Annotated in this window: 15 protein-coding genes; 3 read left to right on the forward strand and 12 right to left on the reverse strand. The window is 44.3% G+C overall.

Features of this window, described 5'->3' with window-relative positions; all coding sequences use genetic code 11:
* Position 1: 1 nt before the first annotated feature.
* Both EZ428_RS18040 and EZ428_RS18045 read right to left on the reverse strand, forming a co-directional pair.
* On the reverse strand, positions 2-1,060 hold the full coding sequence (locus tag EZ428_RS18040) for an efflux RND transporter periplasmic adaptor subunit (protein WP_131554602.1): 1,059 nt from the start codon (positions 1,058-1,060) through the stop codon (positions 2-4).
* A gap of 92 nt (positions 1,061-1,152) precedes the next feature.
* Positions 1,153-2,481, reverse strand: coding sequence for a TolC family protein (locus EZ428_RS18045; RefSeq protein WP_131554603.1), 1,329 nt, complete (start codon positions 2,479-2,481; stop codon positions 1,153-1,155).
* 591 nt (positions 2,482-3,072) lie between these two features.
* Here EZ428_RS18045 and EZ428_RS18050 point away from each other — a divergent pair.
* The gene (locus tag EZ428_RS18050) at positions 3,073-4,011 is read left to right on the forward strand and encodes a hypothetical protein (RefSeq protein ID WP_131554604.1); all 939 of its coding nucleotides are present in this window, start codon (positions 3,073-3,075) and stop codon (positions 4,009-4,011) included.
* Positions 4,012-4,146: 135 nt separating this feature from the next.
* Here EZ428_RS18050 and EZ428_RS18055 read toward each other — a convergent pair whose 3' ends face one another.
* The 5 genes from EZ428_RS18055 to EZ428_RS18075 all read right to left on the reverse strand — a co-directional run bounded on the left by EZ428_RS18055 (position 4,147) and on the right by EZ428_RS18075 (position 7,630).
* Positions 4,147-5,013 (reverse strand): hypothetical protein, encoded by an 867-nt coding sequence (locus EZ428_RS18055; protein WP_131554605.1) that lies wholly within the window; start codon positions 5,011-5,013, stop codon positions 4,147-4,149.
* Between the two features lie 5 nt (positions 5,014-5,018).
* Entirely contained in the window at positions 5,019-5,264 is a 246-nt protein-coding gene (locus EZ428_RS18060) for a hypothetical protein (protein ID WP_131554606.1), read from the reverse strand.
* Positions 5,265-5,310: 46 nt separating this feature from the next.
* The gene (locus tag EZ428_RS18065) at positions 5,311-6,375 is read right to left on the reverse strand and encodes a DUF932 domain-containing protein (protein WP_131554607.1); all 1,065 of its coding nucleotides are present in this window, start codon (positions 6,373-6,375) and stop codon (positions 5,311-5,313) included.
* A gap of 36 nt (positions 6,376-6,411) precedes the next feature.
* Positions 6,412-6,813: a single-stranded DNA-binding protein gene (locus EZ428_RS18070; RefSeq protein WP_131554608.1), complete on the reverse strand. Its 402-nt coding sequence runs from the start codon at positions 6,811-6,813 to the stop codon at positions 6,412-6,414.
* 238 nt (positions 6,814-7,051) lie between these two features.
* Complete coding sequence (locus EZ428_RS18075; RefSeq protein WP_131554609.1) at positions 7,052-7,630, reverse strand: UPF0758 domain-containing protein; 579 nt, start codon at positions 7,628-7,630, stop codon at positions 7,052-7,054.
* A gap of 116 nt (positions 7,631-7,746) precedes the next feature.
* On the opposite strand from EZ428_RS18075, the gene EZ428_RS18080 reads away from it, so the two are divergent.
* Positions 7,747-8,148 carry a hypothetical protein gene (locus EZ428_RS18080; RefSeq protein ID WP_131554610.1) on the forward strand — a complete coding sequence of 134 codons (402 nt, stop codon included), beginning with the start codon at positions 7,747-7,749 and terminating at the stop codon, positions 8,146-8,148.
* A gap of 237 nt (positions 8,149-8,385) precedes the next feature.
* Here EZ428_RS18080 and EZ428_RS18085 read toward each other — a convergent pair whose 3' ends face one another.
* Positions 8,386-9,282 carry an NAD(P)-dependent oxidoreductase gene (locus tag EZ428_RS18085; RefSeq protein ID WP_225871091.1) on the reverse strand — a complete coding sequence of 299 codons (897 nt, stop codon included), beginning with the start codon at positions 9,280-9,282 and terminating at the stop codon, positions 8,386-8,388.
* Positions 9,283-9,596: 314 nt separating this feature from the next.
* Between EZ428_RS18085 and EZ428_RS18090 the strand changes: the two genes are divergently transcribed.
* Positions 9,597-9,950, forward strand: a complete 354-nt coding sequence (locus EZ428_RS18090; protein WP_131554611.1) for a hypothetical protein — start codon at positions 9,597-9,599, stop codon at positions 9,948-9,950.
* Between the two features lie 617 nt (positions 9,951-10,567).
* Here the strand turns inward: EZ428_RS18090 and EZ428_RS18095 are convergent.
* From EZ428_RS18095 to EZ428_RS18110, 4 genes are all read right to left on the reverse strand, one after another.
* Positions 10,568-11,254: an RNA polymerase sigma-70 factor gene (locus EZ428_RS18095; protein WP_131554612.1), complete on the reverse strand. Its 687-nt coding sequence runs from the start codon at positions 11,252-11,254 to the stop codon at positions 10,568-10,570.
* A 353-nt stretch (positions 11,255-11,607) separates the two neighbouring features.
* Positions 11,608-12,174: a gluconate 2-dehydrogenase subunit 3 family protein gene (locus tag EZ428_RS18100; protein ID WP_131554613.1), complete on the reverse strand. Its 567-nt coding sequence runs from the start codon at positions 12,172-12,174 to the stop codon at positions 11,608-11,610.
* A 66-nt stretch (positions 12,175-12,240) separates the two neighbouring features.
* Positions 12,241-13,935: a GMC oxidoreductase gene (locus tag EZ428_RS18105; RefSeq protein ID WP_131554614.1), complete on the reverse strand. Its 1,695-nt coding sequence runs from the start codon at positions 13,933-13,935 to the stop codon at positions 12,241-12,243.
* 10 nt (positions 13,936-13,945) lie between these two features.
* Positions 13,946-15,139: a Gfo/Idh/MocA family protein gene (locus EZ428_RS18110; RefSeq protein ID WP_131554615.1), complete on the reverse strand. Its 1,194-nt coding sequence runs from the start codon at positions 15,137-15,139 to the stop codon at positions 13,946-13,948.
* Between the last annotated feature and the right edge of the window lie 27 nt (positions 15,140-15,166).

The raw sequence follows: 15,166 nt of genomic DNA on the forward strand, positions 1-15,166 counted from the left end.
TTTATTTAGAAATGTTAATTAATGTACCATCCTTCAAATTAATCTGTCCAGATGTAATGATTTGGTCTCCCGCTTGCAACCCGGCTGCCACCTGTATGTTACTGCCATATTCAACGCCGACCTTGATGCTGCGCAATACAGCTTTTCCGTCCCGTACCACATAAACAGAAGCATCCTGAGTACTCGCGTTGAGTGCCTCGCGGGGAATCATCAGGATTTTCTGTGCTGTTTTCTTTGAAAAATCGGCATATACGAACGTACCAGAACGTAAAGGGGCATCCTTTTCATTAGCAGCGGCAATCTCTACCAGATAGTTATAGGCCTGATTGGCTTGTGGGCTGATAAAGGTAACGGTTCCGATAAATGACCTGTCGGGGTACACATCGGTCGTCAGTTTGATCTTTTGGCCAGGTACGATCTGGTATACTTCAGCTTCGGTAAGATATACTTGCACCTTAAGCTGTGAAAGATTGACAATCGAAGTGATCTCTGCACTGGTGCTGACAAACATCCCTTCTTCAACAGCCTTTGAGCCAATGACACCACTGGTCGGTGCCTTGATGGTCGCATCAGCTATCTGTCTGCGCAACTGCTGAGAAAGGTTTATGGCGTCGTTATAGGTCTGACGAATATCGTTGACCTTTTCCTGTGTGGCCGCATTTCCTTCCAACAGTTCTGTATAGGTCTGCAGGTCACGCTTCAGCTTGGACACATTGGATTCGGATTTCTGTAGGTCGAGTTCCAGCAACCGTGTGTCAATGATAGCGAGGGTCTGCCCCTGCCTTACATTGTCGCCAAGGTTAAACAACAATCGCTGTACATTTCCGCTGCTTACAGAGAGCACTTTTACCTCCTTAAATGGAGCTAACATACCCGTTTTCACCAAGCCAACATCTTGTATTTCTTCCTTAACGATAGTGGTAGTTACAGGTATAAGCACATTCCCAACCTTTGCAGGTTGGTTCTTCTCATCAATTTTCTTTTTGTTGGTGACCAATTTGTAGGCAATAAAACCGATGATGGCAATGCAGATCAGGCTTATTATAAGTTTTTTTTTCATCCGTATAAAGTTGTTTTCAATTGAGATGAAGCTATCATGAGTTTTATACATTTCGTTTTATGATTGTAAACTCATAATGGTTTCATCGTTCTTTAGAGTGAATTATAAAAGGTTTTTAATGTACCCGTTGCTTTTTCAAGGTCAATTCGGGCTTGGTAATAGCTGTATAATGAGTTTAGGTAACTGCTCTGGGCTTCCTTTAATGAGTTCTGGGTGTTCAGCCAATCTGTAAGATTGGTGGTGCCTTTCTGAAACTGCAGGTCAGTAACCTTAAGTACCGATTCTGCCAAGGTTACGTTTCGCTGATCATTTTCTACATTTGCCTGTGCCTGTACTAGTTTCGTATGGGCGTTCTCATAGTCGACCTTAAATCGACCTTCTGACAGTTTCAAATTCTCCTCCGCATTCATACGGTTCAACTTTGCCTGTTTAGACTGGGCGCCACGCTTATAGAAATCAAGAATTGGAATACTTAACTTTAAACCTACAGCCGAATACGGAAGAAGTTCATCATAAGCGCCACTAAGTGTGTTCCCAAAACCAACCGCACCGTAACGAGCATATCCCGTCAACTTGGGAAGTCCCCCTGCCTTGATACGTGCTTGTTCGATTTCTAAAACCTTTATATTGAGTTCCGCTAATTTATAATCGATCCTTGATGCAGGAGAAAATGACCCGATACTGTCATTGGTAGGAACCGAGACTTCCATTCTTGTAGAAGCATCTACATGTAGTCGATCATTTATTGGAAAGCCCATTTCAAACTTCAGCTCATTTTCTGCCAATTGCCTGTTACTTTGGGTAACACGGATTTGAGACAGCGTGTTGTTATAGTCGACACTTACCTTATCAAGATCCTTCTGAAGGGTAGTCCCCTTGTTTACCTGCAACCGATATATTTCCATTTGCTTTTCATAAGTACCCTTATTGTATTCTAAAAGATCCAACTGTTGGTTGTATACAAAGATTTGGAAATAAGCTGTACTAATATTATAGATTATCGCTTCCTGGCTCTGCTCGATATTGAGATCTGCCTGCATTTTACTATACTTATTGGCTTTCAGACCTGTGAGCATTGATTGGTCGAAAATAACCTGATCCAATTGAGCAACGGCACCGGAGTTATATTTCTGGGTTAGGGATATCCGGCGTTCGTCGGGGCCAAATATTCCAGCGGGAATTACACTCTGTTGGAGCTTAAGGTTGTTGTCCAGTGTCGATGTCAGACTCACTTTTGGCAGGTAATCAGCCAGTACCTCCTTAGCCTTGGCATCAGCAGCCAGTTTTTGGTTGGCATAGATGGTATTGTTACGGTTATTCTTTAGCCCGTATTCGATACACTGTTTTAATGTCCAATTCTCCTGGGCCAGGGCATTTAACCAGGAACTGAACAGCAGGAATACAATAATTTTTATACGCATATGATCTTCTTTCTTGAAACCTCTCTTTGATGGAGATTTTACATTAGATGGGGCTAAAGTAAAAGATAGCACAATCCGTACTTTGCTTATTATACGAACCACCCTTGTTTTTATACAAAACATAGCTCATCAACTGCTATATTATTTCACGAAGATTCTCATATGAAATCCTATTGCATTGTATCCGCATGACTTGAAACAGAAAAGGAAAAATGAAAGACACTTTTTGGAAAATCCGTAATCCCTCCTTTATGCAAGGATTATATACCAGAAAATCTACAATACTGCAAAAATTAAGGGCATCGAACCCAGAAGTTAAAGAATTTAAATTATAGATTACTCACTGACAATCAGTTAGGTAATATTTTCGAAAGGCAACTAGCTTTTGTACCGTCAGGGTCAGTTATAGTGCTGATTTCCAGTAAGTTTATATCAGATTTAAGGGCGTGTGCAGAGCTGGATATTAGACTAAAAGAGTTCAATTCGTTGACAGGAACAAAGAAAATGATCCAAAAACCAAATCAAAATAAGGGCAAAAAAAGCACTTCTAAAACAAGACAAAAATCAACCAGATGACACTAAAATGACAGAATGACTCAAATCGCTCGAACACCGCATTTGCCAGCCGTAGTGGGACTTTTAAAAAAAGATTTGATATTCGAAGTGATCTGGCGTCGAGTTTTTTGGGCATTTTCTGTCATAACCTTCATAATTACTTTGATTCTATCGCGGGAAAAATTTGACTCGATTTTTTGTGAGAGATTTGCCAATTTTATGGTAAAATATTCAGGTATGGAAAAGAAAATCTTAAATGGAATAGAAGAAATCCGATCAGCTCTGGTCGCACTGATCGGAACCGATGACCTTCCCAAACCCAGGCAACTGTCGAAGCCCGCACTGGAAAAAGTCGCAAAAGAATTCAAGAAGCTCAACCTGCGCAGCAATGAATGGATAACTGAACAAGAGTTTGAAAAATACTTCAAGGGTTACCATTATGGAACTGGCAAATTTATCAGGGAGGAACTGGGCTTTAGTAATTTTTTCAAGAAAGGACAGTCATATTATTACAACCGTTCAGAAATACAGGCACTTGCGGCTGAACTAACCGAAAGAAAAGTAAACCTAAAAAGGTATATTGAGCTCAAAGCAGATGAGCAAGCATTTCTCACCAGGATCAAGACAGCTGCGCAGAACAGGAAGAAATCAAGCAGGCCATATTACCTCAGCGAAGACCTTTCTGACATAGAAACCTCATTGCCGCCAAGGCCACCAATAGAAATGGTGACTGAAGACCTAAAAACACTTTGCAAGGAGTTCGACCGTTATGACCTTGGTCAATACATCGATGTCTACAGGAGTAATTACGCAATGGTAAAATTTGAATACCATTTTGACCGCTATACATCAAGCAGCATTAAGAGCACCTGCAAAAAATGGTGCGAAAACTTCAATTATGCTAACACAGCCCTAGAAATGTTAACAGGCAAACGAGGTACATTCAAGCCATTGACCGCACGACGCCCGTCTTGAGCGAAGAACAAAAAAGTATCTCAGCAACCTTAAAACTAATGCAAATGACCAATAGCGATGATAAAAGTGGGTCGCGAAAAAATGCAGTCCACCTCTGTACTGCACTTGAAAAGTGAATATGAGAACTAGTCCCTGCTAGTTGTAGATCAGGTTAAAAAGTTCTTCATTTGAGAGTTTGAGCTCTTCCTCGGTCGCGTAATAAGCGATTAGTTCATCCTTTAAAGTTGCCTCTGGCGTACCGTTACCGTTTACATCCAAATTCATTGCCTTGTAAAGACTGATCGGCGCAACAGTTAGCGTAAAATCTTTATCCTGTAGATCAGGGATTTCCCTGCCCAAATATTCCCTGCCCTGATACATGATGGACACCCATTCAATACCGTTATCACCAACTGAATCTGGAACGACATAGCTCAGATAGTCGTCAATAACCTCCCACGTGATCCCAATATTACAATCGTGCTTATCCTTGAGCATATCAAGCACCTTTTGAGCCTCCCCTTTTTTAAGCTCATAACCATTATCCTTGGCACGATCTTCCACGTCCTGCAGTCCCCATAGGATAGAGATTGTTCCTTGCTGGCTGCGCTGGTAGCCTACGATCGCACGTTCATATACATATTTGTTAGACTGCTCAAATGCTGCCGTTGCCAGTGCTAGACTTCCTTCAAATTCTTTTTCAAACATCTTTTCAGCATCACCGTTGAGTTCACCGTTTACGATCTTGCAAAGGTCATCATTGCGCATGATCTCATTGCAGGAGTAATATTTGGGATAGTATTTTTCGACGAACTCCCATACTCCCTCATCTCGCTGAGGGTCTGGGGCATAAATTTCAGCCTCTTCCTCGATCTTGTTAACTTCATATTTTTGTAGCGAAAAAGTTTTGGTATTGGTTACGTTGATCATTAGATCATTGACAAAATTTTCAATTTCGGTTTTCGGTTGCTGGATGTCAGCCTCTAGCGTGAGGGTGAGATTTATTTTTATTTCCTGTGTCATTTTCTTTATTTTAATGTTATTGTGCGCTGCGTTTCTTTGCTTGGCGCCCTCAAAAGGCGGATCCCAAAGAGCCAATGGTATTTTGACCTGAAGCCGGCATATTCAATGATACCCATAAGCAACCCTTTTGTGAGCTGCACCTCAAACGCATCATGCTTTGGAAGCTCCATTTTCTCTAGGCTATCCAACAACCTTAATACCTGGGCAATCTTTTTAACCACGCGGCGCTCGTTCCCTTTCTTATTTTTCATATTTGATCCTGAGTTTAAAGTGGGGCGGTCTCCCGCCCCTGATCGGTTAATTGAATTGTAACGATCCTTTGCTGGCAAAATCTACGCAGAGGTCAAATGCAACCTGTGCCCTTTGCTTTGCCGTCCCCTCTGTGATGGATTTAAATTTAGCCTCGCCATCCTTGAACCTGCGTACATTCTGGAAATATCCCGTAACGGCGTTATAGGCACCAAAGACCGTTCCCGCAGTAGTCGTCATCTGCTGGGCATGATTGCCCATGGCATAGCTGAAAACCTCTTCCACTATGTTGCGGTAGACGCTCGAATTCTCGTCATCGGCTCCCTTCTGCAATTTTTGGAGTACTTCTCTATTTGGCGCCATGGCCACCTGCACGAGTTTTTTAAATTCTTCGTCCGAGATGCGCACCTTTGCCCAGTGGTTAAAGATCTCTTCAAGCTCTCCCGCTAGGTTGCTGGATAGGCCCATAAGGGTGTGCGCCTGTTTCAGCCTGTCACCAGCTCCCGAGCTGTGGCGGATCCTTACCGCATTCTTGTGGTTCCGCATTGCAGCATTCAGCGTATTGTTGCAAACGATGCGAACGGGCGTAAATGCCGCGGTGATGCTGCCGCCCCCGTCGTGCGAGGTGGTCAAAAATAGATACTGCTCGATCAGGTCATCAACTCCCACACGGATATAAGAGGGAAGTTTTGCAGTGATAAAAATTCGCTCGCCCTTGCCCAAAGCGCCCGCTGTTTCGTACTGTATGCCGTCCCCTCCGCCTACGATGCTATCGAAAAACGAAAAGGCATCCACGTTTTGCACCACGCTGTAATCCTTGCCCACTACCCCGAGCACCTGCTCGGTATCGGTGCGCATGGTCGCGAAAAAGTTTGGAACCTCTACGCCTGCGGCTGCTGGCAGGATCTCCCCTTGCTTAAATTCGTTGTTCAAATTATCCAAGGTAAAGAGCGGGCGTTTGACCACGGTGTAATCCAATCCCGCAAATTTTAGGGCTTCGGCTGAAGTTGGGTAGCTGTCCACGATCGTGCCCAGCCCGTGCCATGCTTTTTCCCTTACCGAAAGAAAAGCGTGTTTTTGTGTATCCTCGTTGAAATTTAAATGATGTGCCATGACTATAAAGTTTGATGCTTAAAAAAATTGAACTATTTAAAAAGGTACATCGTCGTTTTTAACTTCTCCGCCTGTCTGATCGCCACCAGTTGCCGCCACTCCAACCGCGGTGCTACTGCCTGCCTCCTTAGGACTGGAACCACCAAACAATTTGATTTCTGAAACACGGAACGTCAGCGCTGCCGCTGCCTCCGCCTCCTTGGTCACATAGGCACGAACGCCCACACGCCCGAAGACCTGCACCACGTCCCCCTTTTTTAAGTACTCCGCAACTCCAGCGTTTCGCCAATAACTGCACTCGAAATACGTCGCAATCTCCCTGCGCTCTTCCCCACTTTTATAGCTGTCGTTTACAGCTACCGTAAAACCCACTACCTTCGTATCCTCAGATACCATCCTCACGACCGCATCAGCGGTCAATCTTCCTGTAATTTCCATAACATGGTTTTTTAAGTAAAAAATTTAAACTTTGCTTCCCTTTTCCGCCATTCCCAAAAGGATTTTTTCAAAAGAAAAAACGGAAAAAAAGAAAGCAATGAAGGCCGTGACCCTTTAAGCTGGGCGGAGTACTAGAATTTACGAGACGGAACCGCGAAGCGGTAAATTCGCCGTTCGTAGCCAGCGAGGGTCACGATATTCGCAGCCTTTCTTTCCGTTTCAATTGAAAAAAAACAACTTATTCCCTACCTAAATAAAGGCGCTTTGCAATGCCCATCACCGCCATTATGGTCGCTGCCTTGGCCGGCCCAATGCCATTGAATTTGCTGAGCGTGGAAATATCCTTTCCGATAAGGCCTGAAAATCCACCCAGCGACTTGAGCATCCTATTGGAAAGTGTCACCGCATCTTCACCCGGGGTTCCAGAACCGATGAGTACCGAAAGGAGTTCGCCATCTGTCAGCACATCCGTGCCATGTTCGAAAAGTCTCTCTCTAGGTTTTTTTGCTGGATCCCAGTTAGGAATACCCCTCCTTTCTTGGATTATTACCTGTTCGTTATACAAGTCCTGAACGGTCTTCCCCTTCTCACCAAGATGGGCTGAATGATGGAACAGTGAAGACATCGCTGAAACCAGGAAATGAAAATCCTGCTCAAAAACGATCACAAAACTCCTGGTATAGGAACCATCTGATTGCTGATCGCTACGGGAAATCTGAATGAATTTGCTATCCCTTGCAGTTTTCTTGAAATCCAGAAAATAGTGCCGCTTTTCGGAGGACGAAAAGCTTTCACTCATTAATACATTGCCTAACATAACAATATGGTTTTGGTACAGGGCAAAATTGGAAAGAAAAGAAGCCTTTAGTCGTATCGCAAACTATTTAAACGTTTTAAACGTTTTTAAAACGGATATAATGCTGACTTACAGCCATGAATGGATTTAACCCAAACTTCTCACCATTTGAATGCCTGACCTGCGGAAAGGAACTGCACGGCAGGCGGGACAAGAAATACTGCAACGATACCTGCAGGAATGCAGGCAATAGAAAAAGAAAAGGCATTGACAGTTGGTACGAACCCTTGTTCATTGCCCAGATCAACGCCATTTTAAAAAGAAACTATAAGATCCTCAAGACCGAAGTGACCAAACACAACGGACCAACATCGGTGGGCAGGTTCCACTTGGTGGACAAGGAGTTTAACTTCAAGTACTACACCAGCATCCTCACCAACCATGCCGGCACCTATCATTTCATCTACGACCACGGCTGGCGTGAACTGGAAGATGGAAGGATCATGATCGTGATGAACCCAAAACAGGCCGAACTCTAGTCCAAACGTCAGCGCAAGTTGTGTTCGGGCTGGAAACGCCATCCTCTTGCGAATGCAAAAGATATAGTATACAGCCAAACGCCCAGAAAAAGAAATAAAAAAAAGAAAGCGGGAAAAACCAAAGGTCCTTCCCGCTCATCTAAATTAACGCTCTCGAAATATAAACGCAAGAAAAAGCGAAATGTTTCAATCCATTTAAAAAAATAGGCCAGCACCTATATTCCCCATTCGGCAAGTTTAGCAATTATCCTTGGCAATCACGCTCCAATCATCCGACCCATGCCCCTTTGCTATCCAGGCATCCATTTCAGCAGCTACCGCGGGCAACACGGTAAGCTTAACACCCTTCGCACTTGCAGCACTCATCATCAAACCTGCATCCTTACGGGCCATGTCCAGTTCCCACGAAGGCTTACTGAAATCACCAGTCCTTAACTTATCCAACCGAGCAGGAGCTCCGGCACCCGGATTCCACGACGCAAACAACGAGGAGATATCAGCTGAATCAATATCCAAAGCTTTTGCAAGTGCAAGTGCATCAGATAGGCCAGCGGTCATTGATATCAGAAACAGATTACCTATCAATTTAATGCCTGCAGCCTTCCCTTCTTCCTGCCCAAAGTTGATTAGCTTGCCGGTCATTTTGGAAAGTTCACCCTCCACCCGAGCAATCACTTCCTGGTCACCAGAGACCAACATATTTCCGCTGCCTTCCAGCGCATTGGGCGGACCCATGAACACCGGCGCATGCAGGTAGGTAAACCCCTTTGCCTTCCAAGCTGCAGTTCTTTCCACAGCCCCTTCTACCGAAGTCGTGGTATGATCAATAATAATAGCTCCAAACTCAAAACCTACGCTAGCAGCTTCCAACACCTCATTCACGGCTGCATCATCCTTCAAGGTAAGGTGAATAACCGCTGCTCCCCTCACCGCCTCCGTCACTTCTTCAAAAGCAAGAGCCCCATCCGTTTCAAGCGCCTTAGCCTTTGATAAGGTCCTGTTCCAAACCTGTACCTGATCTCCCCTTCGGAGCATCGCCTTCACAAAATTCGACCCCAAGAGGCCTGTTCCCAAAAATGCTTTCATAGAATATTTTATATAAGATAAAGTTAAATACTTAACTGATTGTTTCATCCCTAACTTAAGAATTTTTAAGTCCTAACCTAGTATCCTTCAGTCATGGCAAAAAAGCGATCCTAGTAACAGTGCTTAATGATTTCAATGATATCTAACAATAATTAAAAAAATAAGTGTCTATAAAAACGATTTCTATGGCGCTGATGTTATTGATATTTCGGTGCTTGTTTTTTTATTATCATTTACTTAATCAAGAACGCTCTATAAAAACTTCATTTTCTGGACAAAAAATTTTCCACATCACACTGTTGACAATTTAGCTAACAAAATCCTAATTCCATTGTTAATTTAGCGACCCAAATAAAAACGCGATGATAATTTTTAAGTGCCGCTATGTCTTAGAAAACATTTACGTGGATATCATTGAGGTAAAAAGGCCCAACCTCTCCGACGATGCACCCTTTTCCGAAAAATTCCTTTGGTTGAAAATAGAAAAAGAAGCGCTTACGGTCACTCCTCTTACCTTAAGGTCGGTAGATTCTTCGGGCGAGGTTGAAGAGCGCTATTTTGAAGAAGGTTTCCTCAAGTTTAATAATACCATCGGTACCTTCATCGAAAAATACAACTCGGCACAGCATCTCCTTCAATACAATGACTGCCTAGAGGTTTCAGAACAAACCAAAAATGCTATAATGGACTATTTTGCCCAACGAATTAACGCATAATGACAGACTCAGTTTTATCTCACTACGAGAAAATCTTAATTGCGTAAAAACTGAACATGATGTCTCCGAGCGAATCGGCTTAGATTACAACCCATTCTCGAGTCATGATGCAGCACGCATTCACCTATTTAAGTCTTGCAGCTACCTTTTAGAGGCCAATATGCAAAACCTAACCTTCCAAAATATCAAGAACCATCTTCAGGAATAGCTGCTTACTGGAATACTAAAATGAAAAGTGGAGCCCTCCCCATATTCGCTCTCTGCCCAAATCCCCCCCCATGGCGGCGGATGATCTCAGCAGATAGATAAAGTCCTATCCCAAACCCAGATATATCACTATTTTCCTGCACCCGGTAAAAGCGCTCGAATACCTTCTCCAAACCCCTCTTATGCAGCAATGCACTAGAGAATGGACTTTAAATCCAGTGGGTCAAAAACTAAAACGACTGCCCATCCAGGCAGTCATTTTTCCAAATATACCGCCCCTTGTATGAAAGCGGGTTTTTCTCAAGGCAAAACGAATCTTATAGGCAAAGAGCTAAAAACCTAAACCAGGACCCAACCATCGTTTACCATTATGCTGAACAAAAAGTACCATTACCCAGGCTCCTCTAAATCTACGCGCAAATTAATGGCGTCAACACAGCCCTGATATGACAAAGTGCCCTTGACATATGCGTCTTGACAGTGAGTGGGGAAATCTTTAGCTGGTCAGCGATCTGCACGTATGTTAGGTGCTCTTTCCTAGCCAAGGTAAATACCTCCAACTGCTTTTGCGACAGGGTGTCAAGGGTGTTTTCGAGCATTGACCCATAATCAGCGTATTGAAATTTTTCCTGCATGGAATCGTCTTCCAGATTTTGTGTTTTCTTTAGTTGCTCCATTGCTTTCCAGACATTAGCCTGTCGTTTTATCTTGTTCAGGATATTGTTTTTCCCAACTGTATATAACCAAGCCTCCAAAGGTTTGTCTCTATTGATGTCTTCACGGTGTATCCAAAGCTTCATGAAGACATCCTGAACAACTTCCTGTGCCTGTGCATCACATTTCAAATACCTCATGGCGAGCCTGTATATCCTATCCTTGTGTCGGTGGAACAGGGCCTTGAATGCCATATTGCTTCCATTTGCCAGTTGTTCGATAATTAAGTGCTCATTTTGGTTAAGTAGTTCGTTTCCGTACATAGCATTTTGATTTTCGGCCTGACTCTCCCTAAAAATATTTCCTGCGAAATCAGTAGGATGGTTGATGGGATTATCAAACCCGTTTACATTTGGTTTACTATACAAATCAAGGGATACCAAGGCAATATGATTTACTGTAACTCGTATTTATTTTACTCATTCCCGTATTTTTTATCTTCAAAAAAGCCGAAAAATGTCAAATTTAGCCTAGACTGGTGTAAGATTTAGCTTGTTCTTATTAATGTGCAAATAGAAAGATGATGGAAAAAGGATCTAAGAAAATCGAGGTAACTGTATCATATGGACACGATTGCTGAACTTTAGGATTTTTTCAGATCACCTCCTCGGCCCCTGTTTGAATTTGATATCTAAATGACAACGATCTCATAACGGCCGGTCAAAAGTTGTTTGACCCATTGCCCTTTAAGGAGATTGACCTGGCATCAACCCAAAATTAAAGGAGCCGGAAATGATCAACTCGTGGCCCAGGCTCTATCCCCTTTTACATAACTGATGCAACCCTTGAATTGACCAGGCACGGCCTGGTAACGTCTTGCCTTTGTAGCCCCAATTTCCGAGGTAAAGTAACCATCGATGGTCATTTTCTTGAAAAGGTCAAAATAATGTAGCGAACCGGCCACTTTACCCTGATTCATCCCATATCTTGCTGCTTCGCCCTGAAGCCCTAAAAACAACTCCTTTTTCTCAGCCGAGTCTAGGTCCAGAAAATCAGTTTTGAATTTTTCCCTAGCGGCAGCTTCAAATTTGACCAAACCATCCAGAAAAACTTTTCTTTCCTGGGTCGAAAGGCATTCATCAAACATCACCTTCATGTATAGACCGATCTTGGCGGCCCTTGCCCCTCCACAGTCACTCGTTTGTGGAATGATCGTCTCTCCTATCTCATCCAGCAGCAGCACATCCTCGTCCGAAATCCGATCCCTTGGACTTTTGCAACTTGACATCATACCGGTTGAAAGAAAAATAACTCCCCCGGTAAAAACCGTGATCTTCTTTATAGCGTCTCTTCTTTTCATCATTAAAACTATTTATTGATTGTACAATACCCAACTACAAAAGGGGCATCTTGGTAAATACATTGTTAGCTATAGGTTATTTTTTTTGAGTTCTTCGACCGCAAAATTCGCAGCCCTAGCTGTTAATGCCATATAGGTCAGGGAAGGGTTTTGGCAGGCTCCAGAAGTCATACAAGACCCATCTGTCACGAATACGTTTTCAGCACCCCAAACCTGGTTATTGCCATTTAGAACTGATGTTTTGGATGAGCGCCCCATTCTAGCCGTTCCCATCTCATGAATTCCCAAGCCCATTGCATTGCCAGTATCATTGGTCTGTATGTTTACCAATCCCGCCTTTTCGAGCATTTCTGCCCCACTTTTAAGAATGTCCTTCATCATATTATGCTCATTTGCACCAAATGCAGCATCGATTTCAAGTAATGGCATCCCCCATTTATCAACTTTATCCTTGCTTAAACTAACTTTATTCTGGTGTAAGGGCAAACATTCCCCCATACTCACCAAGCCTACCTTCCAAAGCCCTGGTTCACTCAGTGTTTGTTTCAATTCAGCACCAATTGCCACACCGTCATCACTCTTTATCACCCTAGATGCATTGCAAGCAAATGCATAACCCCGCAAAAAATCTTTTTGTTTATCATTTCCAAAGTTTCTAAATCTAGGCAGATAGGTTCCTGTAGGCCTTCTGCCTTCATAGTACTGATTTTCGTAGCCATGGAATTCTCCAGTTATTCTACCATTGTAATTGTGGTCCATTAAGTTGTGACCTAACTCACCACTATCATTGCCCATCCCATTTGGAAAGCGAGATGATTTTGAGTTCATCAGTATCAAGGTGGAGTTGAGCGTGCCCGCGTTCAGGAAAATAACCTTGGCAAAATATTCCCTGACCTCATTGGTCAGCGCATCGATTACCCTGACCCCCTTCGCTTTCTTCAGGTTCTGATCATAAATTATAGAGTGCACCACCGCATTGGTGACCAGGGTCAGGTTACCTGTTCGCTCAGCAGCGGGAAGGGTGGTTGAATTACTGCTAAAGTAACCACCGAAGGGGCATCCCCTGAAACAAAGGTTCCTGTACTGGCATGGCCCCCTGCCCAAATGGGCCTGGGAAAGGTTTGCAGTCCTTGAAATGACCAGGTGCCTATCGGAAAAGTTGGCGGAAAGGCTTTTTTTCAAGTGGGTCTCCATGCAGTTCATCTCCATTGGTGGAAGATACTCACCATCCGGGATCTGGGGCAGGCCATCCCTATTGCCACTTATGCCCACGAAACGTTCGACATAACTGTACCAGGGTGCCAGGTCTCCGTACCTGATCGGCCAATCTACTGCAATGCCTTCCTTGGCATTGGCCTCAAAGTCCAGGTCACTCCACCTTTGGGTCCATCTTGCCCACATCAGTGACTTACCCCCAACCTGATATCCCTTTATCCAGTCAAATGGCCTGACCTGCACATAGGGATGATCGGCATCCTTTGCAAAAAAGTGAGCTGTGGATTCTTCATAGGCGTAACAACGGCTCAATATGGGGTTTTCTTCCCTGTCCTTTAATGGCAATATATTTCTGTGCTTGAATTCCCAGGGGCTCAAGTTTGCCGTGGGATAATCCTTAATATGCTCTACCATCCTGCCCCTTTCGATCACCAGGGTCTTCAGGCCCTTCTCACATAATTCCTTGGCAGCCCAGCCACCGGTAATTCCAGATCCAATCACTATTGCATCATAGGTGTGTTGGGCAACTGCCTTTGTGTTTACATTCATCAACTTTAATTTAGGCTTTAAGTATTCTTTGGCTCACCATACCCGTTAATTTGTGCTTCAATATCGTTTTCAGGTCCTTGTTTGGCAAGACCTCTTCCTTGATCAGGAAATGCTCATCATCATAGGAAGTCAACGCTTCCCCTTGTCCGGCAAACTCCTCGCCCCTCCAATCCTCTATCAGGACAGGCTCCCATTTCTTGGTCCGGGCAGATTCATAGGCCGCATCTAAAATGGCATTTACAATATATCCATCGTAGAAGGTCTCAAGTGGTTCCCTTTTTTGCTCGATGGCATCGAACATGTCGGTGAACATATGTGGATAGCCCAGCTCGTGGGCCTCATCCCCAACGGGAAACATCCAGCCATTGTTCACTTCAGCCTTTTCAGCCACATAGGTATCCTTTTGCTGCACACTGAAAATCTCAAACCCCGTCCTCAAGAAATTATTGAGCCAAATAGATCCCTCTGTGCCTATTACCTCATCCCTTAGATCCATTCCACCCCTGAATGTCCAGCTTACCTCAAATTGACCGATGGCACCATTCGCATACCTAACCAGGCCAATAGCCTGGTCCTCGGCATCGATGGGATGGACCTGCGTCGCTGCCCAGCACATCACCTCGACCGGCCTGACCTGCTTGCCGATAAAGTTCCTTCCGATCTCCACGCAGTGGCAGCCAAGGTCGATGATCGCCCCGCCACCGGATTTCCCCTTGTCCCAGAACCAGTCGCTGTGCGGCCCGGAATGCGCCTCCCTGGATTTAGTCCAGAGCACCTTGCCGATACTGCCATTTTGAATGGCGTTCACCGACTTGAGGAACTTGGGCGTGTAGCACAGGTCCTCGAGGTAACCCGCAAATATGCCGGCACGTTCCACCATGTCCAGCATTCGCTTGGCCTCAGCGGCCGTGCGCCCCAGCGGCTTGGTGCAAAGTACATGCTTGCCTGCCCGGGCAGATTTTTCAACCGCCACCTCATGGAGGTCATTTGGCAGTGCGATCAGCACCACGTCCACATCTGGATGGTTGATAGCCGTATCCATGTCACTGGTATGATGTTCAAGTTGGTAATCCCCTGCAAAACGCTGGGCATTGGAAAGGTCCCTTGAATAGACCGTAAAGATTTTGTCCCTGCGCCTCTGGGCGTGCAGGGTAGTTGCATAGAACCTAGCTATGAAACCAGATCCCAGTATCGCTATTCGCATAATTGATAGTTGGTTATATATGATGGA

The organism is Pedobacter frigiditerrae, from assembly GCF_004331645.1.
Lineage (GTDB): Bacteria > Bacteroidota > Bacteroidia > Sphingobacteriales > Sphingobacteriaceae > Pedobacter > Pedobacter frigiditerrae.

Bases quoted from the DNA above. Each gene is read 5' to 3' on its own strand.
- EZ428_RS18040 (WP_131554602.1), bottom strand. From the start codon at position 1,060: ATGAAAAAAAAACTTATAATAAGCCTGATCTGCATTGCCATCATCGGT.
- EZ428_RS18045 (WP_131554603.1), bottom strand. From the start codon at position 2,481: ATGCGTATAAAAATTATTGTATTCCTGCTGTTCAGTTCCTGGTTAAAT.
- EZ428_RS18050 (WP_131554604.1), top strand. From the start codon at position 3,073: ATGACTCAAATCGCTCGAACACCGCATTTGCCAGCCGTAGTGGGACTT.
- EZ428_RS18055 (WP_131554605.1), bottom strand. From the start codon at position 5,013: ATGACACAGGAAATAAAAATAAATCTCACCCTCACGCTAGAGGCTGAC.
- EZ428_RS18060 (WP_131554606.1), bottom strand. From the start codon at position 5,264: ATGAAAAATAAGAAAGGGAACGAGCGCCGCGTGGTTAAAAAGATTGCC.
- EZ428_RS18065 (WP_131554607.1), bottom strand. From the start codon at position 6,375: ATGGCACATCATTTAAATTTCAACGAGGATACACAAAAACACGCTTTT.
- EZ428_RS18070 (WP_131554608.1), bottom strand. From the start codon at position 6,813: ATGGAAATTACAGGAAGATTGACCGCTGATGCGGTCGTGAGGATGGTA.
- EZ428_RS18075 (WP_131554609.1), bottom strand. From the start codon at position 7,630: ATGTTAGGCAATGTATTAATGAGTGAAAGCTTTTCGTCCTCCGAAAAG.
- EZ428_RS18080 (WP_131554610.1), top strand. From the start codon at position 7,747: ATGAATGGATTTAACCCAAACTTCTCACCATTTGAATGCCTGACCTGC.
- EZ428_RS18085 (WP_225871091.1), bottom strand. From the start codon at position 9,282: ATGAAACAATCAGTTAAGTATTTAACTTTATCTTATATAAAATATTCT.
- EZ428_RS18090 (WP_131554611.1), top strand. From the start codon at position 9,597: ATGATAATTTTTAAGTGCCGCTATGTCTTAGAAAACATTTACGTGGAT.
- EZ428_RS18100 (WP_131554613.1), bottom strand. From the start codon at position 12,174: ATGATGAAAAGAAGAGACGCTATAAAGAAGATCACGGTTTTTACCGGG.
- EZ428_RS18105 (WP_131554614.1), bottom strand. From the start codon at position 13,935: ATGAATGTAAACACAAAGGCAGTTGCCCAACACACCTATGATGCAATA.
- EZ428_RS18110 (WP_131554615.1), bottom strand. From the start codon at position 15,139: ATGCGAATAGCGATACTGGGATCTGGTTTCATAGCTAGGTTCTATGCA.